Source organism: Streptomyces sp. NPDC006368 (assembly GCF_040612535.1).
GTDB lineage: Bacteria > Actinomycetota > Actinomycetes > Streptomycetales > Streptomycetaceae > Streptomyces.
The window spans coordinates 1-25,579 of the sequence record NZ_JBEXQK010000004.1 but is presented as its reverse complement, the minus strand read 5'-3'; the positions used below and the strand labels follow the sequence as shown (position 1 = coordinate 25,579).

Below are 25,579 nucleotides of genomic sequence, written 5' to 3'. Positions count from 1 at the left end.
CGCGGGGATCCGCCCCTGCGTCAACCGGAGGCCGGCGTTGCGCCACGACGTCAGCGGGGGCGGGTGTTGTCCTGCGCCCGTTGCCCCATGCGTTCCCAGAACCGGCGCAGCTCGGCGACGTCCGTGCGTCGCTGCCAGGGGGCCTGAGGGTGGAGGAAGGACCGCGACAGCAGGGAGGACTGCGCCCGGCAGAAGGCCTCACTCAGCTCGACCCGGTGACCGTCGAGCCCCTTGGGCGGGTAGGGGCACAGCTCGAACGCGCAGTCGTCACGACAGTTGGATCCGGCCTGGGAGCCGGCCGTACGGACGACCGTACGACCCGGGTCGAGCGGACTGCGGTCCCGGGTCAGGCACGGCGGCAGGTCCGGTCGTGCCGTGTGCCGAAGGCGCCGGAGGCGGTCCTTGGGCCAGTCGCCCCGCTCGGCGAGGTTGAGGAGCAGCAGCACGTCCGCGAGGAGTTGCTGGGCGCGCGGGTGCAGGGTGCTCCAGCCGGTGGAGGGCGGAATCCACAACTGGTGCTTGCGTGCCTCGCCCCGCGGTGCCGTCTGCGAACCGACGTGAGCGGCGACACCCGATTCGTCGATCCAGAGGAACCGCTCCGGCTGCCCCGTCTCCAAGGCCCACACGCAGAGCTGGGCGGCCTCCTCGACGAACGGGTGCTGCTCCTTGCCATCCGGGAGGGCCAGCCACTGACGGACCTGTTCCGCGGGGTCCGAACCCTGTCCCTGTGCGGGGCGCGTCACCGTGACCCCGTCGGGCAGATCCCACAGCGTCAGCGCGTGCAGGAGGGTGAGGCGGCTGAACCAGAACCGGGTGCGCTTGAGCATGTCCCAGGCCTGCCCGCTGAGGTACTCGCGGGCCTCCGCGTGGGCATGTGGATGCCGGTGGCGGCGGTTCGCCGCGTACTTGAAGCCCTGGGCGAGCGCGACCTCCACGGTCAGGTCGAGTGCGGGTGCGCCCGACCCGTCCGGCGCGCCGACCCGGCGTACCCAGCCTTCCAGGAACTCGTACGGCGTGTTCTGGTGGCGCTGTGTCGTGACCGAGCCGACGAGTAGGGGGACCAGCCAGGCGCACATGGTGTTGTCCCGCCACTGCTGTTCCTCCCCCTCACGTTCGGACTCCTCCCGTCGGCGCTCCTCGCGCCGCCGTTGCTCGCGTTCCCGCAACTCCCCTGGGGTGTGCCCCCTGTCGCCCTCCGCCCGAAGGTGTCCCCGGTGCTCCTCCTGCGCGTCCGCCTCCGCCTCCGGCTCCTGTGCGCCCCACAGCTCCAGCATCCAGTCCGGGTCGCGCTCCATCCGCTCGTCCCGGTCGAGTTCCGGGCCGCGCAACCGGGCCTGCAACACCGCGAAGGCGCTGTCACCACCCGCGCCGATCTCCTGCGCGATGGCGACGCGGATGGGGTACGACGGCTCCAGGCGCGCGATCTCGAACAGTTCCAGGTACGCGGGGACCAGCGTGCGCCTCCGCGCGACGCCGCGCATGGCGTCACCGAAACGGGAGACCAGCAGCCCCTTGGCCACGCGCAGCGTGTGCGGATCACGGGCGCGCAAGTCCGGCCACGCCGTGGCCAGCCGCATGGCGATGAGGTGCTGCTGCGGTTCGGCGTCCACGCTGTCGATCTCCAGGGCGGCGGCGTACAGCTCGAGTGCCTTGGCGTGCAGCGTCCGACCGAACAGCCGCCGCGCGTCCGGGGCAGCCCCTTGGAATTCCGGGCTCCGCCCATGTGGTTCCGGGCCGCCGGGTGAATCGGGTGCGTCCTCCCTGGCCGCCATCTGTGCCTTGCAGGCCGCCCGTACCAGAAGATCACGCGCGGCGGACACGGGACACCACGGCTCGCCGCCGTGCGCCTCCACTGCTTCCCCCTCGCCGTGCGCCTCCTCCTCGTAGCGGCATGAACCCTCGGGCGTACGGGAGTAGAGCACCATGGCGATCAGCAATTCCCGGCCCGGCTTCTCCAGCGCCACGGGGAAGACGCGTCCCTCCGTGTAGTCGGCGGGGACGTCCGGATGGATCACGGCATTCATGAACCGGGCGCCGAGGTGGGCCTGGATCACGCTGTGCTGGAAGCGGACCTTGTCACCACCGACCTCCACCAGCCCCATGCGCGCCCCCCAGTGTGCGGCGAGACGGATGTCCAGCCCGCTGTCCTCGACCCTTCGCACCAGCTCCTCCAGGATCTCGGGGTAGCGGGGCCGCAGGGGGTTCTGCTCGTCCACGACGTCGGTGAAGTGCACCTCGCAGGAGTCCGAGGCCAGGCCGGCGCACGCGAGCGCGGACAGGTAGTGGACGGCCGCCCGCCGCTCATCCTGGCCGAGTGGCAGTTCGGGCCGGAAGCGTCCGCTGATGAGGGCGGCGATCCAGGTGTCGAGCAGGTGGTGGCGCAGTGCCGCCCGGTCCCCGCCGCGCGTCTCCACCGCCTCGTCCTCGGAGCGGGCGGTCAGGGCGCGCTCCAGCAGGCCCTCCTCGTGGAGTTCACTGGCGATCTGCAGATACGTGGGCGCCTCGGCGATGCCGGCCTTTTCGACGATCCAGTCCAGTCGCTGCCGGTCCTCCCAAGCATGCGGTCGCCGGCGAGCATGCTGAGACGCATGCCAGGAAAAGCCACAAAGCTGTGCTCATTACGTAAGGCTCCATTCGGCGGGGCGCATGGAGGCCGGCGCCGGTGGATAAAAGGACTTTCCCGGTAGCTGTCATCCGGCAGGGTGACGAATCTTGCGTGGTCGATCTTGAAATGGGGAGACTGGCCGCGTGAGTCGGTGAGGCACCCCTCCTGACGGCGGGCCGGAGCGCCGGTACTGCCGGCAGGAGGGACGTCCTACTCACCGGGGGTCGATATGCGGGTGGGGTGCAGAGGCGGCGGTCGTCTGCTGGGGAGGGCGGGTCGAAATACGGTGGCGGCGTTTTGCCTTGCGAGGCGGTCTCGTCAGAGTGATGAAGCGGACCAACTGGTGAAAACAAGCCAGTGACGCAGCGGTGGGCAAGGCAGCCGCTGCCACGTCGGTGTAACTCCAGTCGGCCTGCGCTACGCAGAGCAGCATCGCCATGAGGGAGAAGAACAGGACGACGAGCCAGGAGTGCGCAGCGCGGCGCTGGTGGAAAGCGGAGCGCAGGATGGACAGAGAAGCAACCACCCACGGACCGTAGACAAGGAGTGGCCACCACGCGACCATGTCGGCAGGAGCACTGGGATCGGCAATGCGCAGCAGAGGACCGTACGCGATCACACCGCTGAGCACGCTGACTACACACACGAGAAGCGCCCCGAGCGATGCGGTGAAGAAGCTGACCACCCGCTCCCAGCTCACGGTGACAGGGCGAGCTTTGCGGTGGCCGTTCCCCACAGAGCGCACCGGTGGCAGGTCGGCTGTGATCCGGGCGAGGCTTTCCAGACGGTCGCGGTCGGGCGCGTAGCCCTCGGCGCCGGGCAACCGGGCCGAGGAGGGGACCTGCTCGGCCTGCATGGCCTCCTGGAGGAGAAGGGCAAGCTCCTCAGCCGGATCCCACACCGTCTCCGGCAGGCTGTCCGACGGGCCCAGCCCGTGAAAGTCCCCTTGAGGGATGGTCTGATCCTGAGCAGAAGCCCACAGCCCGTCCCCAGCCTGATGGTAGTAGCCCGAACCCGGACCCAGCGCTTCCTCAGCATGCCGCTCACGCATGACAGTCCCGTTCCGCCCATCCTTGTGTCGGTGTCGGTGTCGGTGTCGGTGTCGGTGTCGGTGTCGGTGCCTCCGCCTCCGTATCTGTCGGCAGGTCGGCTTTCCACCAGGCACGGAGGAACTCCCCCTCAACACGAGCCATGACGGCCACGAACTCCTCCAGAGCCGGCGCCGACCATGTCAGGGAAATCACTCCACCGATCCCTTTGAGGCTTCCGTTGCCACCTGCGGAAAGCGGGGAAGCCGGAAGGAACAGAAAGTCGCCTATGGCCACGGAGCTGTCCGCCCACGAAGGCATTCTGGCGCCTCTGGCGGTGGAGCGGTCAGGAAGCGTTGCTGTCATAACCGATCTAACGCCTACCCGAATCCCCCGGATGCGAGGCATCCGGGTGACCGCGCGCCTCCATCCGGGGGATCCTCTGGCGTTTTATCGGTTCTGCAAATTCCTTCACGGGCGGCCAAAAACGTACTGTGCGAGACAACCCCCGGCAATTCCGACAGCGGTCTCGTCGATGGACGGAAGCTGCGGGTGCAGCGGCGGCGGCATCCCGACGGCAAGCACATGGCCGGCGTCACGGGACCTGGGCCATCACCCACGTCCGCGCCGACGCTTTGGGTGGGGGAGAGGCTGAGCAGAGGCGCCGCTGCCGGCAACTGCTCGTCCCCTCACGGGGTGACACAGACGACCGGCTGCACGCCGTCGGGGGAGCAGCTGTAGCCGAACGAGCCCGGCGCCTCACCGCCCATTTCCCCGCCACCGTCGGGCGCTTCGAACCTCCTCCCTCCTCCCACCCGCCACGATCACCGCGCTGGCCGCCGTCCGGCCGCGCCCTGTGCGGCCGCCGTGGCGCCAGGCCTGTCCGGCTGCTTTCCGGTGTTTTGGTCAACGAGTGTGCGGGCGCGGAGGAGTCATGTTCAGATCACCTCAGGCGACGTTGGTTCTCCTGGCGGAGTGGGACGCGCCGATCATGCTTGCACCGCATCTACTGCTTCCGCACACGCCGGCTGTTGACGGCGATGGGTACCGCAGCGGCCACGGCGGCCAGGGTCCTGGCGACCACCACTCCGGCTTCGGCGGCGGTGACGAGGTTGTGTACCCAGGCGTTCGCCAAGGCCGGGTTCGCATGCTTCTCCCCCTCCGACGACCGGATCGAGGTGCTCGACAACTACGCGGACGGGCTCCGGGCGGTCGTCGTCCGGTACGTCGCGGACAACGCCAACGGCGCGGGCAGGACGGCCACCTGCGCTTACGACTTCCGTGTGGGGCGGAGCGTTTTCATCACTTTCGCGGTCGTGGCCAGGGCGGCGCCAACCGTGGGGATCAGTACCCCACCAACCCGGTCATCGGATACATTTCCGGCCGTTAGGCGGCCGAGCAGGAGCAGGAAGAGAAAGGGTGCGCCGGATTGCTGTCCGGCCCACCTTTCGGGCGTTCGGCCCAGGGTCGCGCTGAACCAGCGTTTGGCCCGTTGCCGCTCCGGGCCCGAGGGGGTGGTGGCGGACGTCCACGTACACCCGGCCCCCGGACCCCCGCTTCACCCGGCGCACGCCATACCGTGTGATTCCGGAGGTTGCCCACTGCTGCCGGCGGGTGTCCACGACCGTACGGACGGTGTCCTCATCGGTGGAGCCCGCCCCCTTTCCCGGCGCGGGCGTTGGGCCACGGGCAGGGCTCCCACCCGCGCGTCCACACGCGAGCATGCTCCTCGGATTCGGACGCCTCCGCCCTCTCCGCAGACGGTGTGCTGCGCGCCTGCCGCCGCTCCTGCTCTCCGAAGCGGCGCCGAGCTGATCCGGCAGTCCGCGTCCTTGTGCCCCCACCGTCCGGCCACGTCGCCGACGAGTTGTGCTCAGCGCCATGACGGCCGGTCATGGCCCGCCTCGCGCGACGGCGTTGTCAGTGGTGGCCGATAGCTTCGGGGTGTTGGAAGGACCGTTTCCCGACAGGAGTGGACGATGACCGAGAACCGTGTGGAGCCCGAGCTCAGGGTGGTGCTGACCGATGTCAACGAGCGTGTGGTGGAGGCGTGGCGAGCAGCCTTCGCCGACACCCCCGGGATCGAGATCCACCGGGGCTCGATCCTCGATCAGGACGTCGACGCGTGGGTCACCCCGACCAACTCCCGGGGCCGGATGGACGGCGGGGTCGACGCCGTCATCAAACGGCACCTCGGAGCGGGTATCCAACTGCGTGTGCAGCGGGCGATCCGTGACCGGTTCGCCGGGAACCTCCCGGTGGGCAGCGCGGTGTGCGTCCCGTCGGGGGCGACCGTCCCGCGGTACCTGATATCGACGCCGACCATGGTGCACTCCTCGCAGAACGTGAGTGAGACGCTGAACGTGGCCATGGCCTGCGCCGCCGCGTTCCAGGCCATTCACCGGCAGAACCGCCAGGTGCCGGGCGGTATCCGCTCGGTGGCGCTGGTCGGGATGGGCGCGCAGACCGGCCGGGTGCCGGCCCGGGTCTGCGCCAACCTGATGTGGACCGGCTACACCCTCTTCCACGACTACTGGTTCGAGGACGACGACGAACTGCGTGACACGATCACCGCGCAGCTCGACGGCATCGAGAACGCACCGGTCGCGAAGCGGGTGCGCATCGTGCCGCCGAAAGGGCATTCCTTTCGCCCCTGATCACGCCCACCCAGCCGCCCACTCGGCCGGTGAGTCGGCCGGCCACCTCCATCCCTCAGGTACGACGACCGGGAGCCCTTCCCCCATGAGCGACGCCGCCCCCACCACCCCGGCACAGCCCGACGCAGACGACCCGCTGGGCCTCACCGCACTCTTCAAGGGCGGCGGTGAACCCTGGCTTCCGCTCCTGAAGCCCGTCATCGAGGCGCAGCCGGACGCCGCCGAGTTCATCGGCCAGGGCCGCAGCCCGGAGGTCGTCCCGGTACGGGAGCTGACCTTCCAGGCGCTCAAGCCCAACCCGCCGCACAAGTGGAAAGTCGTCGTCTTCGGCCAGAACCCGTACCCGCGCCCGGAGAGCGCCACCGGCATAGCCATGTTCGACAACACCTTCAACGACTGGAAGGACAGCCAGTTCGGCAGGGTCGTCAGTATCCGCTGCATCATCAAGGCGGCGGCGATGTGGAAGTACGGCATCGCCAAGAAGACGCCCATCGCCGACGTCCGCGCTCTGTTGAGGGAGCGGGAGACCGTCCAGCCACCGGAGTGGTTCCAGGCGATGCTCACGCAGGGCGTGCTGCTGCTGAACGCCTCGCTCACCGCCAGTGGTGACGGTGCCATGGGAGCCGACCGGCACACCGCGTTCTGGCGGCCCGTCGCCGAACGGATCGTCGAGGAAATCCTCAAGGCCAAGCAGGACGCGGACGAGGAGGACCGCGGCGTCGTCTTCGCCTGGTGGGGCGCCCACGCCCGCAACCTGAAGAAGGTCGTCCTGCGGCTCCAGGAGAAGTACCCGGACGTCGCGGTGCGGCACATCGACCACGCCAACCCCGCGGCCCAGGGCGACATCTTCTGCGAGGGCGACCACTTCGCCACCGTGAACGCGGCCCTCGCTTCGCTGGGCGCGGAGGAGATCGACTGGCTGCCGAGCAAGGGGTGGAACGAGGAGGCGGCCGGCGCCGGCGGTGCGGACGGCGACGTCGCGGCACGCATGGGCGCCTTCATCGCGTCGACCATGGAACTGCACCAGCTGTACCTGGAGCGGCTTACCGGCGTCAAGGACGAGGGACTCGTCCTCCCGGCGATCAGTGGTGTGTTCGACACCCCGCTGATGGACTTCCAGGACGCCGTCGCCCCGGTCGCCGAAGTGCTGTCCGGACTCTTCCGGCACATCGACCGGTCCCACGAATTCGGCAAGCGACGGGCCGACGAGACGGCCGGAGGCCTGTCCGCCGACGCGATCGCCGCGCTCTACCTCTACACCTGCGAGTCCACCTTCTACCGCGAGATCAACGCCGTCCTCCGCTCCCCGGACCGGGCCAGGGTCGTGCCCTACTTCCCGTATCTGCGGCTGCTGTTCTCCGCGGTCTCGGGGTTGCCGGCCCACACCCGGCCGCTGTGGCGAGGCGTGTCGCTGGACCTGCGGGCGCAGTACCCGGTCGGGCGGACGGTGACCTGGTGGGGCGTGTCCTCGTGCACCTCCGAGCTGAGCGTGGCCCGGTCCTTCCTGGGCAACCGCGGCAAGCGGACGCTCTTCGAGGTGCACCCCGCACGGGCGGTGGGGATCCGGAGTTTCTCCGCCTTCACGGGGGAGGAGGAGTACATCCTCGCTCCCGGCACCCAGCTCAAGGTGACGGACGTGAAGACCGAGCGCGGCGGCCTGTGCACGGTCAAGCTGACCGAAATGGACACCGCCCCCCTCGTCTCCTGACCGCCCGCCGGACCCCCGCCCGCGGCCCTGCACTCCTGGCGCGGGCCGCGGCCGCACCGCCCGGTCGAGGCCGACCATCTGCACGGCATGTCCCCGGAGGAGGTGAACGGCCTGGTGGGCGACCCCGCCCATTGGCGCGGGCGCATCCCGCCACGGCGTACTGCACCCGCATCCCTCCGCCGGTACTGGCGCACGGCTTTCTCCAGGGCGAGCCCGACAGCCATTGGAACTGGGTGTCCGTGCGCGGCACCGGAGCGCTGAGCGAGTCGGTCCGTGCACCCGGCGAGCGGACCGGGGCGGTCAGGATCAGAGCCGAGGGCTGGGCAGCATCGGACGGCCGCACCCGTGACGAGGGACGCCTTCCGCCCGATCCCGGTGCCCACCATCCCCGGGGTTGTCCAGGCAACCCATTCGGTTCAGGGGGCCGACGGGAAGGAGACGCCTGCGACGTGCAGTCAGTCCGGCGAGGTAGAAGGGTGCGGTCATCTCGTAGCGGGTGCGATGCCGCGCCACCGCTTCAGGGGGGTTGATGCACCGCCTGTAGGTCTCCCGATCGAAGGACGGTGACCTGCCGCCTCGGCTGTCCCATCACAGCCGTTTACTGTTCCGCCGGGACCGGGATCGCCGCCACGGATGCCGCGGTTGCGCAGGTGCTCACCGATCGTCCGGGAGGAACACGCCTTGCCGGCCGGGACCATCTCCGGCCTGGTTCGGGGCCGTCCTCGCCGTCGGGGAGCGCGTAGTCGAAACGCGGCATCGGTGAAGGCGAGCGCGTCGCCGGCCTGTCCGGCGGTGAGGGCGAAGGTCAGGGATCGGCAGTTGCCGTCAGCGGCGAGATGGATCGTCCTGGTCTCACGAGGCCGGGCCGCGCCAATGCTTGAGCCGACGACCGGCTCTCGGGTGGTCTCCGTACACTGACGGGCATGGCATGCCGCATCAGTGAGCTGGTCATCGACGCCGCCGACCCCGACCGGCTCGCCGCGTTCTGGAGCAAAGTCCTCGGCTACGCGGAACTCGGCCGGGAGGACGACGGAAGCATCGCGATCGGGCCGCCCGACGCCGGTTTCGGCGGCCCGCAGCCCATCCTCGTCCTCAGCCCCAGCAGCGACCGGCGGGCCGGGAAGCTCCGATTGCACATCGACGTCAACGCCACCGACCGCGACCAGGACGCCGAGCTGGAGCGGCTGCTCGCTCTCGGCGCCGAACCCGTCGACGTCGGCCAGACCGGCACCGAGAGCTGGCACGTCCTGGCCGACCCAGAAGGCAACGAATTCTGCCTCCTGCACACCCGGCTCCAGCCCCTCTGAACGCGTGCGTCCTTGCGCCAGGCCGCTCGGCCGTTCGAGTGAGGCCGGGGGGCTCGTCGGTGTCAGCGCCCGAGCTGCGCTTGAGTTCCGCCTGTTCATCGACGAGCCGCCGCGGAGGTTGCGGCGGCGGGCCTCCGCGTGGAGTTGGTCGTAGGGTCGGACGGCCAAGTGGGAGCGGATGACCGGTGGGTGCCCGCAACGGTCGCCGCCACCCGGCCCTCGCCGCGCAGGGCGGCATCGCCCGCAGCAGCCCGCCGAACGAAGCCGAAACTGGGGCAGGCCGGGGCTGTCGACGCCCCGGCCCCGGCCGCGCTCGGACGCTCGATGCCAGAGCTGCGTACATACCCGGCACATCCTGGCCCGCGTGTTGGCGCAGCGCATGACGGTCAGTCTCGGTCCCGTTCCCCTCTCCATACGGTGCCGCGTGCTTCGTACTCGAGCATCTGCTCCAGGCCGATCGCCGCGTCGACGCTCAACTCGCGGCGAACGAGCCATAGGGCAAGGTCCAGTCCCGAGGTGACGCCGCCGGCGGTGACCAGGTCACCGTCGTCGACGACACGAGCGTTCTTCAGCACGCCACCCTGCTGCTCGAGGTCGGCGCGCGCCCGGTGGTGGGTGGTGCACGGGCGCCCCCGGGTCAGTCCAGCGGCTGACAGCAACATCACCCCCGTACAGAGGGCGCTGATGGTGAGGCCTTCGCGCCGTGCGGCGGCCAGCGCCCGGGGGAGGACGCCACGTCGGATCTCCGCCCACACACCCGGGTCCTCGCGGCGCGCGTACCCGCCGCCGGGGACCACGAGGATGTCCGCTTGGTCGGGTGCCCAGCGGTGCTCGACGCGCACCTTTGTTCCATACGCGCACGTGACGGTGCGGGCGTCGGTCACGCTGACGTAGTGAACCTCGACCGTGCGATCGGTGAAGTGACCGGATGCGGAGAGCACCTCGTAGGGCGCGATGAAGTCGAGTTCCTCCACACCGTCGAACAGCACGACGTGTGCGCGCAGCGGTCCTTCACTTCGTGGTGCACGAGGTGGTGTCGCTGCGGCGCGGTCCGCCGCGCCGGTCGCCAGTGTCGCGGCACCGAGTGCCGTCGTGGTGCGCAGCAGTGTTCGTCGCTTCATGTCATTCTTCCTTCGCGTAAAAGGGCGCGACAGCGATGAGCAGGGGGGTACCGGACCCGGGTGCCTTTCGGCCCGCCTCCCTGCAGATGGCGTCTGCCTGACGGCATCGGCAGTCGCGAGAGGTGACCATCGCCCGGCGGTCGGAACAGCAGGCAGGGCAGCGCCACGCATCGGTCCAGAGCGCGGCCGCATGACGCTGTGACCGCGTGGCACGAACCGGCGGAGAAGCGGCGCCGGTCACTAGCCGAGTGGCTCATCCGCCAGGTACGGGGGCGCGGGGTCATACTGCAGGGCGCGCCGCACGGCGCGGGCGTGGTCCCGGCCATGCAGATGGCCGACGAGCCATAGCGTGCTGTCGATACCGGCCGAGACTCCCTGGCTGGTGAGCAGTTTGCCGTCCACGACATAGCGGGCATCGCGTACGACGGTGACGTCGCCGCGTGCCTCAAGTGCTTCCTCGTACTGCCAGTGCGTGGCCACCCGGTGCCCCCGTGCCGGTCCGGCGGCGTGCAACAGGAAGGCCCCGGTGCAGACTCCGGCGATCCACGCGGCTTGCGAGGAGGTCTTGGCGATCCAGCCGGTGACGCGCTGGTTGTGTGGCTCGGTCTCCCGGGCTCCGCGGCCTCCCGGGACGAGCAGCACGTCCAGCGGGGGATGGTTGTCGAGAGTGTGGTCCGGCAGGACCCGCATGCCCTTGGCGCAGCGCACCGGATCGGATCGCTCGGCGATGAGCACGGTGTCGTCGGCGCCGTCACGCAGAGCGGACGAGGTGGTCAGCACTTCCCAGGGGCCGGTGAAGTCGAGTTCTTCGGCCGTGTCGAAGAGCAGGATTCCATACGTCGTCATGGCCGGTCGCTCCAGTCATCGCAGGGTAGGTGGAGAAGACGGTTACGAGTCGCCCGAGCGTGGTGGTGATCAGGCACGCCACACGGTTCCGCGGCGCTCGTACTCGAGCACTTCCTCGGCGAACACAGCCATGTCCGGTCCGAAGAAGCGCTCGACCAACCACAGCCCCAGGTCGATGCCGGACGTGACTCCGCCGCACGTGACCAGGTCACCGTCATCGACGACTCGGCCGCCGACCACGTGGCCGCCTTGCGCCTTGAGGTCTTCCAGGGCGACGTGGTGGGTGGTGCACGGACGGCCGGCTGTGATCCCGGCGGCGGACAGAAGCATCGTCCCGCTGCACACCGCGCCCAGAACCAGACCTCGTCGACGCGCAGCGGCCAGTGCCCGGGGCAACACACCGCGCTGCACCTCTCGCTGGAGACCGGACCCGTCGCCGTACCCGGCACCGGGCACCACGATCAGGTCAGCCGACCGCGGCGACCACGGGGTACGGCAGACGATTTCCATACCGGCGGCCGTCGTCAGTGCCCGTGCGCCGTCGACGCACACGAAGGACTGCGTGACGCGCTCCTCCCCGACGATCCCGAAGACCTCGACATGACCGGCGAAGTCCTGCTCCTCCACTCCGTCGTACAGCACGGTGTGAACGCGCAGCGGTCCGCCCTGCCGACGGGTTGACGCAGGCGCAGGCGTGGAGGACGCCGCTGTGGGGACCGATGCCGTCATGGGTGACGCCGTTCCTGCGAGGCCGGCACCGACCGCTACGGCGGCGCCGGTACGCAGTATCTGTCGTCTGTGCACAGGGGACATGTGGTTCCTCCGGAAAGGCACGTGAGCGCGCTGCCCGGGCCTGTGGGTGTCGTGGTGCCCGGGCTGCGAGGACACGTTCAGTCTTCCGGCAGGCGATGACCGGCGACAGCGGCACCAGTGCCTATGACGCGCAAGATGCTGCCATGTCAAACCGACGGTCAGGGCCGCACGCGGAACGCCGCCCGGTATGCGGAGGGCGTGGTTCCCACCTGGCGCGCGAAGTGGTGACGAAGGGTTTCGACCGATCCGAACCCGGTGGCCTCCGCTACCGACCGCATGGGGGCGTCGGTGGTTTCCAGCAGTTCCCGTGCGCGCTGTATACGGTGAGCCAGCAGCCAACGCAGTGGGGTACTGCCTGTCTGCGCCTGGAAGTGCCTTGCCAAGCTGCGCTTGCTCATCATCGCGTGCGCCGCGATGTCGGCGATCGTCAGCGGCTCGTGCAACCTGCTCCGCATCCACTGCAACGTGTCACCGAGGTCAGCGGAATCGCTCTCCGGGGCCCGGTGGTCGATGAACTGCGCCTGCCCGCCGGTGCGCTGCGGCGCCATGACCATCAGGCGGGCGACACCCGCCGCCATCGCCGCGCCGTGGTCCCTGCGCACCATGTGCAAACACAGGTCGAGCCCCGCCGCCACTCCCGCGGAGGTCAGAACCTGCCCGTCGTCGACGAACAGCACGGACGGGTCGACGTGCGTCCCCGGAAACTCCTCGGCCAGCGCCTCGGCGAACCGCCAGTGTGTCGTGGCACGCCGCCCGTCGAGCAATCCCGCCCGAGCGAGCACGAAGGCTCCCGTGCAGATGGAAGCCACCCGCGCTCCGCGAGCCGCGGCCCGGGTGAGTAACCGCACGGCCCGCGGATGCGGCTCCTGCTCCGCCGGAACACCGGGAACGACGATGGTGTCCGCATCGCGGGCGTCATCCCACTGGTACGAAGACGAGACCTGGAACGGCTGTGCCGGGCCGGCCATGGTCGTCACCGTACTCTCGGCGCAGACCCGCACCTCGTATGCCGGACTTCCGTCCGAGTGCGCCGCGAAAGCGAACACCTGGCAAGGAATGGCCAGATCAAAAGCCGACACGGAGTCAAGGGCCAGAATCGCAACAATATGCATACGACCGGACCCTACGGCAGCGGCCAACGGGCCCGTCCGCGGGTACTGCACGGCGGCTGACCCGCCCCTGTACCGGTCTTTGCACGCGTCTGGCTCCGACCCGGTCGTGTGCGAGAAGTGGTGCTGATCGGCCGTCCTCAGTGCCGGACCAGACAGAAAGGATGCCCGGCCGGATCGGCATAGACGCGCCAGCTCCGCCCGCCGGAACCGGAGTCCAGTACCGTCGCCCCCAGAGCCACCACATGTTCGTGGGCCCGGCCCAAGTCCGTAACGCCGAAGTCGAGATGGAACTGCTGGGGCTTGGACGGGTCGGGCCACAGGGGCGGCTGATAGTCCGCTGTCCCCTGGAAGGCGAGGACGAGGCCGGACGGCGTGTGCAACGTTGCCCAGTCGTCGGAGAGTGCCCATCGCCGATCTCGCTGGTTGACGGCCCCACCGAGCAGCGACTGGTAGAACGCGGCGAGTTCCGCCGGATCAGAACAGTCCAGCACCACACACTGCAGGTCAGCGATCACGAGCCGATCCTAAGCGGTCACCCGGAGGGGTCCCGGTCCTCGACGTCCAAGGTCGCGGAGACAGGAGCTGTACCGTCCGGCCGCCGTGGGATTGTGCGCCGCACGCGGTGGGGGCAGGGTCCCCGGCCACGTGTGCGTTCGCCGGCTGTCTGCCGCGTCCCACCCGGGTGCCGGCCGTTCCGTCCCCCGGTGCGGCCCGTTACCGTGCCGCTGCTCGTGGCCGGGCTCCGCCGCACCTCTGTCGTTCCGTCCGTCGCCGCACGGCCGGTCCACGCCGCCGTGGTTCACCTCGTCGTTCGTTCAACGTCCGAGGGGGTGCGCTTGATCGGTCCTTCGTTCGGGGTACGCCGGAGGAGGGAGCGTATGGCGAAGCCCGGGACCTCCGTAGGGCTGTCGGCCGATCGGCTGCCGGGAGGGGAATGCGGCCGGGGGGCGGATGGTCGGGGAGTGCCGGAAGACCGCCCGGGTATCAGCGGGGCGGGGTGGTCAGTCCTCGAGTTCGAATTCGGGGACAAGGGTGACGTCACTGCCCGTGCGCACGCGGTAGAGGATCTGCAGGCCTTCGGGCCCGAGGGCGCGAATTGTGCCCCAGGGGATGGTTTGAGCGGTCTTGAGGCCAGTGAAGTTGCGATTGTCCTCGATCAGGTCGAGGTTGACGCCGTTCTTGCGGCGACTGAGCGTCAGGGTGTCGCGGGGTCGGCGGATCTCGACGGTGCACTGTTTCGCCACGGAGAGGTGGAGCTGCACGATCCCGCTCGATCCGATGGTGGCGCTCTTGTCCCGGACAGCCATGACGGCACCTCACCTCACGTGTGGCTTGTCGCCTGCGGACGCGACAAGCTGCCTTCGCGCAGTACCGTACGGGGCGCTTCGCGTGATCCGAGCATGCAACGCCGATCAAAGCGAGTGACCAGCCTTTACGCACATGGCGCGTCCTCTGTCCCCGTGCTGTGGATGAGGCAGGGAGGGATGCCGGCCTGAGGGTATCGGCCTGAGGGGGCCGGCCTGTGTGCGTCGCGGGGAGCGCGGCTTCCACGGGGACTTCGGTACGGCCACCGGAGCGGGCACGGACCTGCGCCATCTGCGCCCGGAGGGCCTGACGGTCAACTCCATCCGCAGCGACAAGGGCTGCGACGACAGCGGTGCGCCGATCGCCGGAGCGGCCGGCAACCACACGGACGCCGACCCGGGCGACGGCTTCGCCGACCTGGAGCCGAACGACAGGGTGGCCAACGGCGCCCTCCCAGCGATGGTGCGCCTCGGTGTCCTCGAGCAGTGGTCGCTCCAGTGGCCCGCCGGACGCCTTCGCGGAGCGGCCCAACGAAAGCATCCGCACCACCGACCGGCACAACCGGACGGCGCGCGCTCAGCGGTGCGGCCGGGGACCGGGCCGATGCGCGGCGGTCCCCGGCCGTGGGGACTACTTCCTCCCCGACCGGCGCCCCATCACGACGCCGGCCACGACCGCCACCAGCGCCACGATCACCAGCACCGTGCCTGCCGTGCCGTCGGGGAACCAGATGGCCGCCTGGGACGTCATGACGCCTCCTCGTCTCGTGCTCCGGTCGTGGAAGAACGGGTTTCCGGGTTCATCCGACGTACGCCTCCTTGGCCTCGTCGCCGGCGGCCGAGCCGAGGAGCGCGCAGCCACCCGCGACCACCGCGCCGCCCAGACCGGCGGTGGCGGCGCCGGCCGCTCCGGCCGCGAACATGCAGGCGGATTCGACCGCGAGACCGGTGACCGCGCTGACCAGGTCGCCTTCCAGGGCCTTCCCGTCCCCGTTCAGCGCGTCCGTGCCCAGTTCCGTGAGGTCCTTCACGAGCAGGAACTTGTCCACGAAGCCGAGCCCGCTGGGGTCGATGCGGTTGAGCGGATCCCCCTCGGCGTAGAGGTACGGGTTCGTCTCCTTGCCCGACGGGTCCAGCTGAGTGAACCGCACGGTGTGCGGGTCGTAGTACCGGGCACCGAGGTGGTACAGACCGGTGGGATCCCGGTAGCCGCCGGCGAACCGGTAGGGCTGGGGCACGGCCTCCACGGTGCCGGTGCGGTGCAGGCCGCCCGGCGTGTAGGTGTAGGTGTTCACACGCTTGCCCGACTCGTCCACCAGGCCGACGACCGATCCGAGGGCGTCCGTCAGGTAGTAGTGACTCCGGCCGCCCGTGGAGACGGAGTTGAGCGTGCCGTCCGGTTCCCGGACGAACTCGGTGTCCTGCCCGGCGGTCGTCTGGCCGGACAGTCCGAGCGGCCCGTTGTGGAAGACCGTTCCGCCCAGCCGGGTGCGCTCGCTGCTGTCGGTGCTCGCGTACTGGGCGGAGTAGGTGGTGCCCCCCGTGGCCAGCGACTTCAGCTGGTTGTGGTCGGTGTACTGCTCACCGGAGCGGGCCGCGTCCGGTACCGGCGCGGCGGCGGTCTCGTTGCCCGCCCCGTCGTAGGACCAGCCGGAGGTTACGCCGTTCCTGGCGATCAGCTGGGAGGCGTCGTTGTAGGTGTACGCAGCGGTCCTGCCGGGGCAGCCGGGGGCCGTGCCCTGTGAGGTGAGGTTGCCCGCCGCGTCGAAGCAGTACTGCCAGGACGTACGGCGGCCCGCCGGGTCGGTCTCGGCTGCCAGGGACAGCCGGCCCGCCCCGTCGTAGTCGTACGTGGTCCGGGTCTTCGCCAGGTGGTCGGTGCGGACACGGATCTTCGCCCCGTCGAGCGACTGGCCGTTGGCCACATAACCGTACTCGTAGGACAGGTTGTTGAGGATGACGCCCGACGGCGCGATCGCCTTGATGTTCTGGGGCCGCCCGGAGTTGTCCAGGGTGCGCGCCTCGACGGTGCCGCCGGGGTACGTCGTGCGGGTGCGGCGGTCGTTGTTGTCGTAGGCGTACGTGGTCGCCTTGCCCTGGGGCCCGACGAGCCGGGTCAGCCGGTCGGCGGCGTCCCAGGCGTAAGCCGTCGTGCCACCCGGATCGGTGTAGGTGTCCACGTTGCCGTCGGCGGTGTACGCCAGTACGGTCTGGGATCCGTTCTGCAGGGTGCGGACCGTCTCCCGGCTCAGGGCGTCGAACTGGTAGCGCTGGGTGCCGGTGGCGTCGGTGCGCACGGACAGGTTGCCGTCGCCGTCGTAGCCGTAGGTCACCGCGACGGAGGTGGTGCTCTCCACCCTCACCACCCGGTCGCGCCGGTCGTAGGTGTAGCTGATCCGCACCCCCCGCCCGTCGGTCACGGTCGCCGTGCGGCCGAGGGCGTCGTAGGTGTAGGTGGTGCGGCCCAGCGGAGCGGGCGGCGTGGCGCTCTCCAGGTTTCCCGAGGAGTCGTAACGGAACTCGGTGCGCTTGCCGTTGGCGTCGGTGGCGGAGCACCGCTGGCCCTGGAAGCCACCGCAGGTGGGCGCCGCCTCGTTGTAGGTGAACGTGCGGGTGCCGCCACCGGTGCCGGTGGTCGTGACCGAGGCGGTGTTCCCGGCGGCGTCGTAGGCGTACTCGGTCTTCTCCCCGTCGGTGCCGGTGGCACTGGTGAGTCGCTCCGCCCCGGCGACGGACTGCCAGCTCCCGGACGAGGTGGCCCCGGTGGGAAGCCTGGCCGAGGTGGGGTTGTTGCGGGCGTCCCAGCCGTAGGTGGTCACGTTCCCGCCGGGGCCGCCGTTGCCGGTGCCCATGGCGTCGGTGGCGGTCTGCAGGAGGTGGTTCTGGTACGTCGACGAGCGCTCGTGGCCCAGGCCGTCGATGGCCTTGAGCACCTCCCCGTCGGCGTTGTGCTCGTAGGTGGTGGTGTGGCCGAGCGGGTCGGTCACCCTGGTGGTGCCCTGCTCCGCCGGGGTTGCGGCGCTGTAGGCGTACGTGTACGTGGGGCCCTGCCCGCCGCCGCTCTCGGCGTACCGGCGGATGGAGGTGACGCGGTCCGCGGCGTCGTAGGTGAAGGCGGTGGAGCGCCCCTCCGGCGTGGTCACCTTGACGATCCGGCCGTCGGCGTCGTACCCGTACGACGTCGCCCTGCCCGCGCTGTCGGTGGTGCGCAGGACGTCGCCGTGGGCGGTGGTGAGGTCGAGGGTGACGGTCCGTCCGGCGTTGTCCCTCGCCTCCCATCGGGTGGTGGTGGGGCGGGTGAGGTCGATCCAGCGGCCGGAGCGGGTCTCGGTGAGTTTGAAGCCGGCGTCGCTCCCGCCGTCCCGGTGCGGGGTGACGGTGAGCACACCGCCGTTGCGGTCGGTGACCTTCGTCAGCCTGCCCGAGGTGTCATAGGTGTCGGCGGACCCGGACGCGCGGTCGGTGAGGGTGTAGGTGCCGTCGGCGTTCCTGCGCAGATCCTGGGAGTACCCGGCCGGGGTGGTCAGGGCGCCGTCGGCGGCGCGGCCGAACTCCACGGTGGCGCCGGTCCCGTCGTAGTGGACGACGGAATCCGCTCCGGTCACGTCGAGGTTGCGCTCGTACCCGAGCCACCAGGGGTGGCTCACCTGGCCGACCGGGGCGTCGAAGGAGTTGTACGTCCGGGTGAGCCGAAGCGGCTGCCCGACGCCCGCGATGTCGAAGTCGGTGGCGGCGAGCATCAGATTGCCGGTGGAGTGGTCGACCCGCCCCGCCAGGGCGTCGGTGATGCGGAAGTCGGATATCCGGTGCCAGGGCACCTCACCCTGACCGCGCGGCACGAAAGCCGCCGTGCGCGCGGCTGCGGGAGGCCGGGCGGCGGGGCGCCGGCCGTCGCGCAGCCGCTGCGACTCGCGCTGCCACCATGCCCGTTCGACGGCCGAGGGGGTGTCGGACGGCAGAGCGCGGGGTGGCCGCGTCCGCCCCTCGCGTACGGGGGGCACCGGGGCACGGCCGTGGTCGCGCCAGTGCGATCCTCCCGGTGCCGGAGCGGGCTCCTGCCCTGGCGCGGCCGTGGCGGGGGACGCCGTGGCGCCGAGGGCGAGGACGGCCGCCAGCGCCGTGAACAGGCGGACGGAGCGGTGGCCGGCGGGGCGCGTGGGTCTGCGAGGCGGGCGTGAGAAGAGCATGTTCCCCCCTGGAGTGAGTGAGGCCCAGTGGCCCATCGGCTCACTGAGCTCCCTCAACGTGACATGTACTCCGCAGAATCGGTCGCGCCGGGCCCGGGATAAGGGAAAACAAACAGGCTGGTTGCCGCCAATCCTGAGCAGGGGCGACGCAGGTGCGTCACCTTCCGGGCGAGCGTGAGCTGCGGCGCGTGTCGGTCGGGCTTCGCGTGAACTAGGCGTGATCACGCTCCCGGAAGTCTCGCTTCCCTTCCCCCGGCGCCGGTAGAACGGTCCGGGGCCCCTCGGCAGCCCGGGTCGGCCCTCGGGTCGGCAGGCCGGCGGGTCCCCACAGCGCCTCCCGCTCCGTGTTCCCCCGGCCGTTCCCACCCCGCTGTTCAGCCTCTCCCCGCCCGTCTCCGCCGACTTCCGCTACTTCTCCTGCCCCTTCGGCTCCCTGTTCCTTCGGCTTCGCTGCCCCCTCGGCCCCTCGGCCCCTCGGCCACCTCTGCCCTTCGCCCCTCCAGCCCCTCCACCCGCCTGCCGACTTTCCCTTGTTCGCTCCTCCCTCCCCCTCCGCACCGAACACCCCAGGAGCACACCGTGCGTACCTCCACGCTCGTCACCGCCGCCCTGTCCGCCACTTTCGCCACTCTGACCGTCCTGGCCCCAGCGGCCTCCGCCGAACCCGACCCGTCCGGCTGCCCGAAGGAGAACTTCTGCGTCTACGCGGGGGAGGGGCAGACGGGCGCGCTGGTGCTCAAGGTCACGGACAACTGGACCGGCAGCGTGTCCGGCCGGTCGGTCTTCAACAACGGCATCCCCTACCCCAATGCCGACCACGTCCAGCTCACCTGGACGTACAACGGCGGCACCTGGGAGGAGTGCCTGCACTACAACCCCGGCCCCGGGGCGTACAGCCTGGACTTCGCACCCGGAGTGACCTTCACCAAGGTGGTCTGGCGCGGGGAGTGCTGACCTGCCCCGCACGTGGTCCCGCAGTGCCCGGTGACAGGTCCCGCCGGGGTGCCGTCGCGCCGACCGATCGGCCGGGGCGGGGAGGGGGCGCGGACGCCCCCGTGTCCGCGCCGTCGTGAACCGGTTCCGGCCCGCGATCGTATGAGTCCGATCAGTGCCGACGCGTCCGCGCCGGTGGCCGACCGGGCATCCCGCCCTCGGCAACCCCGGCCTGCCCGGCGGCAAGCCGGACGACCGCGGGGCCTGGCTGGACCACCAGCCAGGCCCCGCGGTCGTTCGTGTCAACCTGGCAGCGGGGGACGCAACGAGATGGACCGCGTGGACGTACTCGACGCCGCCGGGGTCGATGACCAAGCGCGGGGGCGGGAAGGCCTCGGCCGCCTGCTGCCGCAGCTGCGATATCCGGTGGCGGACGCCGCCGGCGCCCACGACGATGCCCGCATGGACTCAGGTGAGCGCGTCAATGAATCAGCGGTATCTCGGTGGACGCAGTCAACCACCTACTCCGACATGTGGGTCGATCCGGACGACGACCCGCGCGAGAGCGGTGCCGAGACGTCCGATGAACGCGGCGCGCTGCTCGACGGCCTGCGTCACTACCGCCTGACCATGGAGATGAAATGCGCGGGCCTGGACGCCGAACAGATGGCCCGGCGCTCCGTACCGCCGTCGACGATGTCCCTGCTGGGGCTGGTGCGGCACATGGCCGAGGACGAACGACACTTTCGCCGGATGGCCGGCGAGGAATCGCCCAGGATCTACCGCACCGCCGAAGACCGCGAAGCCGACTGGAACGGCGCCACCGCCGACCCGGCGGTCGTGGAGGACGCCTGGCGTCAGTGGCGGGCCGAGAGGGAACTGACCGACCGGTTCATAGCCGGCTTCGCCGACCTCGGCACCCGACCCGGCGGGGACGCGCAGCTTCGCGACATCCTGGTGATGCAGATCGCGGAGTACGCGCGGCACTGCGGCCACGCCGACCTCATGCGTGAGCGGATCGACGGCCGGGTAGGCCAGTGACCGCGCACCCCGGCGTACTTCGTCCATCCACCCCCAACCCTCACCGTTCAGGACGGAAGCCCGAGTCCACCTCCTGCGAGGCCCATCCCCGCAGGAGTGCACTCGTCGTGCCCGCCGCAAGGGCCCTTCCCGTGACCGAGACATGCTGGCCGTCGGTCCAACTGCCCGCCGAGCGTCGGGCGGGGTACTGCATCGAGTTGGCGCCGACGAAGCTGTGGTGCCCATGGATGGACCATGTCTTCGAGTCGCTGGAGGCGGCTCGCCACGCCGCACCCCCACCGCAACCCGCACGCGCTGACGGACCCTTGCACGTACGAACCGGGGTGGCACGAAGAGATACGGGCTATGCGTCGGCTGCGCTGCGCGGTTCGCGCCACATCCCCCTCAGCACCGGCCCGCCCCCCGGCAACCGCACCTCCTCGCGCACGGTGAAGCCGAAGTACTGGTAGAACGGGATGTTCTCGGGCTTGGACGACTCCAGGTAGGCGGGCATACCCGCCGCATCCGCCTTGGCCAGCCCCGAGCGCAGCAGGGCGGCCCCGTGTCCTTGGCCCTGGGCGGCCGGGTCGGCGCCGATCACCGCGAGGTACCAGTGCGGTTCCTGGGGCGTGTGCTCGCCGGCCGTCTCCACGGCGTCCCTGAACACAGGAGCCCGGTCGCCGAGGATGTTCAGGAGATCGTGGATGGTCTGCGCGTCAGGAACGGCGTTGCCCTTGGCCTCCGGCGGTACCCAGAACGCGGCCGCCGCCTCCGTGTGCTCGCAGACGCCGTGGCGGACGTACTGCCGGGCGAAGATCGTGGCGAAGTAGCGCTCAAGCCCGGCTTGGCGCGACGCCCCGTCGGGGAAAAACCAGCACATCATCGGGTCGTCGTGAAAAGCACGGGCCAAGGTGCGGCTGATCAGTGGAGCGTCGTCGATCGTCGTCGTCTTCGGAAGGCTCGATATCGGCATAGGGACCATTCTGTACCCGATGATCTCGGGCTTGGGGAGAGGGTCCGATCCCGCCTGCGGTGTTCAAAAGGACGGCTCGACCGGGACGTTCGGAAGGGCCGGGCCGCTGCGGACCGGTCGCTGTGGCCGCAGTCCTGTCATCGGGCTGCTGCGCGCGCGTCCGGCCGCCCTGTCGCCGGCCTGCCCGCAGATCCCCGCCCGTCGCCAAGGGACTGAAGAAGCCCGCGGCACTGCATGCCGGGGCCTCCCTCTACCCGGCCGCCATGGCGGACCGCGCGTACCGAATCGGCGCCGCAGGGGAACAGCCGCGCTCGGGCGGCACAAGCTCGGGCGGCACACGCTCGGGCACGCCACCGTGGCCGCCCCGCGTGCCACGCGGGCCAGGACGGAAAGTGCGCCCCCGTACGTCCGACGGCATCCCCTGGGGTGCACCGAAGAAAGGCCGAACCGCCGGCCGGCGGGTTGCTTTCCGCGGGGGACCGGTGACCGGGGGGACCGGGACCACCGCCGGACCTGCCGAACTCCCACACGCACAGGCGGACCGGGCGTCCGATTGTCCGATGCCGATGTGGGACGTAAACCGGCGAATTCCGGCCACGATGAGAGCGGTTCCGACAGGGTCCGTGTGTCGCTCGTCGTCCGCGCATAGCCGGGCCCACCAGGCCTGACGCGAGAAAAGTTCATCCGATCGACTGACTTGATCCACATCTTGTTCTGGCGAAGTTCAACTGCCTAGCATCCTCAAGATCGGTAACAGCCGGGCAGTCAGCGACGTCCAGCCACACCACAACTGGGCGCATTCAACAGGGGAGTCAGCTCAGCGTGAGTCTGAATGATCAGGGTTTTGCCATCATCGACACTCCTCCGCTCGACGAATACACACTCAAGGAGTTCGAGAACCTGCCGCTCGATCCCTACACCGGCTCCACCCAGCGATACCGGCGCTTCTCGCAGTTCCGCCTCATCCACGACGGCACGTGGAAGCTGGAACTCCTGCCGCACCGTCACTTCGCCCAGCCGCGGCAGTACAACGACCTGGTCGGCGGTCAGCTGCGCACGCTGGAGCCCCTGTCCACGGATCCCACGCCTCTGATCGCAGCCGGCGCGGAGGCCCTCGGGCTGGACAAGGGAACCCACTGGCAGCTCAACGTGCACCAGTGCCGGGTCGTCTCCACCCCGGACGTCCAGGGCGTCGCAGCCCCGGAAGGCCCGCACCGCGACGGCCACCACTACGGCATCGTCGCCGTCACCCGCCGCCACAACATATCCGGCGGCGAGACCCAACTCATGCCCCTCGGCGGCGGTGAGCCCTTCTTCCGCACCACCCTCCAGGACGGCCAGGCGATCGCCTTCGACGACCGTCTGATGTTCCACCACGTCACCGACATCGAGCACCTGACGGACGAGGGCGGCCACCGGGACGTCTGGTTGGTGGCGGTCAACCCTTGGGACGAACGCCGCTACGGCGAGGAGTACGAGGCCGCCGTTCTCGCCAGTGCCAAGGCCTGATACGCGTGACGAACCCACTGATCACAGCCTCGGCCACCGTCCCCACCACCCAGGGCACCGCCGCCGTCTACGACCGGATCGGCATCGGATACTCCTCCGTGCGCCGCCCGGACCCCCGCTGGGCGGCCGTGATCCGCGCCGCCCTCGGAGACGCCCGTACGGTACTCAACGTGGGAGCCGGGTCCGGGGCCTACGAGCCCACCGACGTCACGCTCCTCTCCGTCGAACCGTCGCAGGAGATGCGGGCGCAGCGTCCGGCGGGCTCCGCGCCATGCGTCGCGGCGAGCGCGGAACACCTGCCGTTCGACGACCAGAGCTTCGACGCGGCCATGGCCGTCCTCACCGTCCACCACTGGTCGGACCTGAAGGCGGGGCTCGCCGAACTCCAGCGGGTCGCGGCCCGCTTCGCCATCGTCACGTACGACATGGACGTCCAGGAGAACTTCTGGTTCACGCGCGACTACGTGCCCGAGATCGCGGCCGCCGAGCGGTCGCGCGTCCCCTCCATGGAGCGCCTCACCGAGCTGCTCGGCCCCTGTGAGGTCATCGAGCTGCCGGTGTGGCACGACTTCACCGACGGCTTCATGACCGCGTTCTGGCGCCGGCCCACGGCCTACCTCGACCCCGCCACCCGCCGGGCCTGCTCGGCGTTCGCGCTGACGAGCCAGTCGGCCGTCGCCCGCGGTGTCGCCCGGCTCGAGGAGGATCTCGCCTCCGGAGCCTGGCAACGCCGCTACGCCGATCTCTGGGATCGGGATCACATCGATGCCGGCTTCCGGCTGGTGACCGGTGTCTCGCCACACGCCGTCGCCCGGGAAAGCGGTGCCCGGGAAAGCGGTGCCCGGGAAAGCAGTGCCCGGGAGAGCGATGCCGAGGGGGGCGCATGAGCGGGGATCACGAGCGTCTCACGAGCCTCGCGGAGCGGCACTCCACGCCGTTCCACGTCCTGGACTGCGCGCGGCTCGACGAGGCCGCGGACCGGCTGGACGGCGTCCTCGCCACCATGGGCAGGCCGACGCGGGTCTACTACTCGGTCAAGACGAACTACCTGCCGTTCATCCTCCGCCGGCTGGCCGCCCGCGGCATGGGCGCCGACGTGGTGTCGGGCTACGAACTGGACGCGGCGCTGGCGGCCGGGTTCGACCCGGCCGACATCGTGTTCAACGGGCCGGTGAAGACCGAGGAGGAACTGGCCACCGCGGTACGCCACGGGGTACGGGTCCACATCGACGGCGAGCAGGAGATCGAGGCCCTGGAGAGGCTGGCCGCGCGGGCCGGGCACGAGGTCGAGGTGGGCATCCGGATCTCCTCGGGTGTGCCGGTCTCGACCTCCTCCGATCCCTCGTACCGCGCCCAGGCCGCGACCGCCGCGCTGCGCAGCCGTTTCGGCTGGCCCGCGGGCTCGGCCGAACTGGCCCGGATCGTCGGCGCGATCGCCGACTCGCCCCACCTGCGGCTCACCGCCGTGCACGCCCATCTGAGCAGCCAGATCGTCCATGAGGACCTCCTGCTCCGAGCGCTGGAAAGGGTGGTGCACGAGGCAGCGGGACTTCACCGGCGGTTCGGGCTGGACGAGGTCAACATTGGCGGCGGGTTCGGCGTACCCGGAATCCGGCGCCCGCGCACCGGCCCGCTGACGGCACTGTGGACTCTCCAGGGCGGCACCCCGGTGCCGGACGAGGAACCGTTCCTCGACATCGCGCGGGTGCTGCCCGCCGTCGACCGGCTGCTGGAGCGGTCGGGCCTGCGCGGAGTGCGCCTCGCCTGCGAGCCGGGCCGCTGGCTCGTCTCCGACGCCATGAGCATGGTGACCCGGGTGATGTCGCGGAAGGAACTGCCCGACGCGCGCTGGCTCATCCTCGACGGCGGCAACAACGTCGCCCCGTGGGCGGGTACCGGCGAGGTCCACCGCATGGAGCCGATCGGGCGGACGTACTCCTCCCGGCACAGCACCTGGTCGGTCTCCGGCCCGCTGTGCTACGAGAACGACATCCACGCGACGGCTGTGGACCTGCCGGATGACATCGGCGTCGGCGACCTGTTGTGTCTGCGCGACACGGGGGCCTACTCCCTCGGCCGCAGCAACAACTTCATCCGCACCCGTGCGGCGGTCGTCGCCGTCGATGGTGAGTCCGAGACGGTGGTCTGGCGGGCGGAGTCCGGTGCGGACGTCTTCCTGCTGGCGGACCCGGCACCGGACCTGGACCCGGCACCGGCGGGGCGGGCGGCCACCGCTGCCGCTCCGGCCGCCGGCACGGGCGCGCCGGCCGGGGAGACGCGGGTTGCCGCCGCCACCACCGCGGTGACTCCGGGCGGGGCCTCCTCTCTCATGGCGACTCCGGCCGCGGCCGGTGCCGTCGCTCCCGAGGGCACTCCACACGGACCGGCACGGTGATCAAGGGCTACGTGGAGCTTCTGCGGCTCCCGGGCGCGAGCGCGGCGGCGGGGCCCGCCGC

The 25,579-nt window shown here is 70.4% G+C and carries 19 protein-coding genes; 8 read left to right on the top strand and 11 right to left on the bottom strand.

Annotated features, from left to right (window positions below; all coding sequences use genetic code 11):
- Window positions 1–50: 50 nt before the first annotated feature.
- The 3 genes from ABZZ38_RS05160 to ABZZ38_RS05150 all read right to left on the bottom strand — a co-directional run bounded on the left by ABZZ38_RS05160 (window position 51) and on the right by ABZZ38_RS05150 (window position 4,768).
- Window positions 51–2,414 (bottom strand): hypothetical protein, encoded by a 2,364-nt coding sequence (locus tag ABZZ38_RS05160; protein ID WP_356735910.1) that lies wholly within the window; start codon window positions 2,412–2,414, stop codon window positions 51–53.
- A 405-nt stretch (window positions 2,415–2,819) separates the two neighbouring features.
- Window positions 2,820–3,656, bottom strand: coding sequence for a DUF2637 domain-containing protein (locus tag ABZZ38_RS05155; RefSeq protein ID WP_356735908.1), 837 nt, complete (start codon window positions 3,654–3,656; stop codon window positions 2,820–2,822).
- A gap of 983 nt (window positions 3,657–4,639) precedes the next feature.
- Entirely contained in the window at window positions 4,640–4,768 is a 129-nt protein-coding gene (locus tag ABZZ38_RS05150; RefSeq protein WP_356735906.1) for a hypothetical protein, read from the bottom strand.
- Between the two features lie 844 nt (window positions 4,769–5,612).
- On the opposite strand from ABZZ38_RS05150, the gene ABZZ38_RS05145 reads away from it, so the two are divergent.
- The 3 genes from ABZZ38_RS05145 (at window position 5,613) to ABZZ38_RS05135 (ending at window position 9,305) form a co-directional block, all read left to right on the top strand.
- On the top strand, window positions 5,613–6,290 hold the full coding sequence (locus ABZZ38_RS05145) for a macro domain-containing protein (RefSeq protein ID WP_356735904.1): 678 nt from the start codon (window positions 5,613–5,615) through the stop codon (window positions 6,288–6,290).
- An 85-nt stretch (window positions 6,291–6,375) separates the two neighbouring features.
- Window positions 6,376–7,998 (top strand): ADP-ribosyltransferase domain-containing protein, encoded by a 1,623-nt coding sequence (locus tag ABZZ38_RS05140; RefSeq protein ID WP_356735902.1) that lies wholly within the window; start codon window positions 6,376–6,378, stop codon window positions 7,996–7,998.
- A 923-nt stretch (window positions 7,999–8,921) separates the two neighbouring features.
- On the top strand, window positions 8,922–9,305 hold the full coding sequence (locus ABZZ38_RS05135) for a VOC family protein (RefSeq protein WP_356735900.1): 384 nt from the start codon (window positions 8,922–8,924) through the stop codon (window positions 9,303–9,305).
- Between the two features lie 386 nt (window positions 9,306–9,691).
- Here the strand turns inward: ABZZ38_RS05135 and ABZZ38_RS05130 are convergent, their stop codons facing one another.
- The 7 genes from ABZZ38_RS05130 to ABZZ38_RS05100 form a co-directional block, all read right to left on the bottom strand.
- On the bottom strand, window positions 9,692–10,426 hold the full coding sequence (locus ABZZ38_RS05130) for a DJ-1/PfpI family protein (protein ID WP_356735898.1): 735 nt from the start codon (window positions 10,424–10,426) through the stop codon (window positions 9,692–9,694).
- Window positions 10,427–10,666: 240 nt separating this feature from the next.
- Window positions 10,667–11,272, bottom strand: a complete 606-nt coding sequence (locus ABZZ38_RS05125) for a DJ-1/PfpI family protein (RefSeq protein ID WP_356735896.1) — start codon at window positions 11,270–11,272, stop codon at window positions 10,667–10,669.
- 69 nt (window positions 11,273–11,341) lie between these two features.
- The gene (locus tag ABZZ38_RS05120; RefSeq protein ID WP_356736234.1) at window positions 11,342–12,001 is read right to left on the bottom strand and encodes a DJ-1/PfpI family protein; all 660 of its coding nucleotides are present in this window, start codon (window positions 11,999–12,001) and stop codon (window positions 11,342–11,344) included.
- A gap of 242 nt (window positions 12,002–12,243) precedes the next feature.
- A complete protein-coding gene (locus tag ABZZ38_RS05115) occupies window positions 12,244–13,197 on the bottom strand; it encodes a helix-turn-helix domain-containing protein (protein WP_356735895.1) in 954 nt (317 codons plus the stop codon).
- Between the two features lie 137 nt (window positions 13,198–13,334).
- Window positions 13,335–13,712, bottom strand: coding sequence for a VOC family protein (locus ABZZ38_RS05110; RefSeq protein WP_356735893.1), 378 nt, complete (start codon window positions 13,710–13,712; stop codon window positions 13,335–13,337).
- A gap of 486 nt (window positions 13,713–14,198) precedes the next feature.
- Window positions 14,199–14,504 carry a hypothetical protein gene (locus ABZZ38_RS05105; RefSeq protein WP_356735891.1) on the bottom strand — a complete coding sequence of 102 codons (306 nt, stop codon included), beginning with the start codon at window positions 14,502–14,504 and terminating at the stop codon, window positions 14,199–14,201.
- 797 nt (window positions 14,505–15,301) lie between these two features.
- Window positions 15,302–18,688: an RHS repeat-associated core domain-containing protein gene (locus ABZZ38_RS05100; RefSeq protein ID WP_356735889.1), complete on the bottom strand. Its 3,387-nt coding sequence runs from the start codon at window positions 18,686–18,688 to the stop codon at window positions 15,302–15,304.
- A 579-nt stretch (window positions 18,689–19,267) separates the two neighbouring features.
- On the opposite strand from ABZZ38_RS05100, the gene ABZZ38_RS05095 reads away from it, so the two are divergent.
- Together ABZZ38_RS05095 and ABZZ38_RS05090 are read left to right on the top strand one after the other, a co-directional pair.
- A complete protein-coding gene (locus ABZZ38_RS05095) occupies window positions 19,268–19,642 on the top strand; it encodes a hypothetical protein (protein ID WP_356735887.1) in 375 nt (124 codons plus the stop codon).
- 441 nt (window positions 19,643–20,083) lie between these two features.
- Window positions 20,084–20,662 (top strand): DinB family protein, encoded by a 579-nt coding sequence (locus ABZZ38_RS05090; RefSeq protein WP_356736232.1) that lies wholly within the window; start codon window positions 20,084–20,086, stop codon window positions 20,660–20,662.
- Between the two features lie 343 nt (window positions 20,663–21,005).
- Here ABZZ38_RS05090 and ABZZ38_RS05085 read toward each other — a convergent pair whose 3' ends face one another.
- Entirely contained in the window at window positions 21,006–21,614 is a 609-nt protein-coding gene (locus ABZZ38_RS05085) for a GNAT family N-acetyltransferase (RefSeq protein ID WP_356735885.1), read from the bottom strand.
- An 822-nt stretch (window positions 21,615–22,436) separates the two neighbouring features.
- Between ABZZ38_RS05085 and ABZZ38_RS05080 the strand changes: the two genes are divergently transcribed.
- From ABZZ38_RS05080 to ABZZ38_RS05070, 3 genes are read left to right on the top strand one after another with little or no spacing between them, the layout of a single operon-like run.
- Window positions 22,437–23,123, top strand: a complete 687-nt coding sequence (locus ABZZ38_RS05080) for a 2OG-Fe dioxygenase family protein (RefSeq protein ID WP_356735883.1) — start codon at window positions 22,437–22,439, stop codon at window positions 23,121–23,123.
- A gap of 5 nt (window positions 23,124–23,128) precedes the next feature.
- Complete coding sequence (locus tag ABZZ38_RS05075) at window positions 23,129–24,010, top strand: class I SAM-dependent methyltransferase (RefSeq protein ID WP_356735881.1); 882 nt, start codon at window positions 23,129–23,131, stop codon at window positions 24,008–24,010.
- Complete coding sequence (locus ABZZ38_RS05070; RefSeq protein WP_356735879.1) at window positions 24,007–25,518, top strand: alanine racemase; 1,512 nt, start codon at window positions 24,007–24,009, stop codon at window positions 25,516–25,518. Before ABZZ38_RS05075 ends, ABZZ38_RS05070 begins: the two co-directional genes overlap by 4 nt.
- Window positions 25,519–25,579 lie beyond the last annotated feature (61 nt).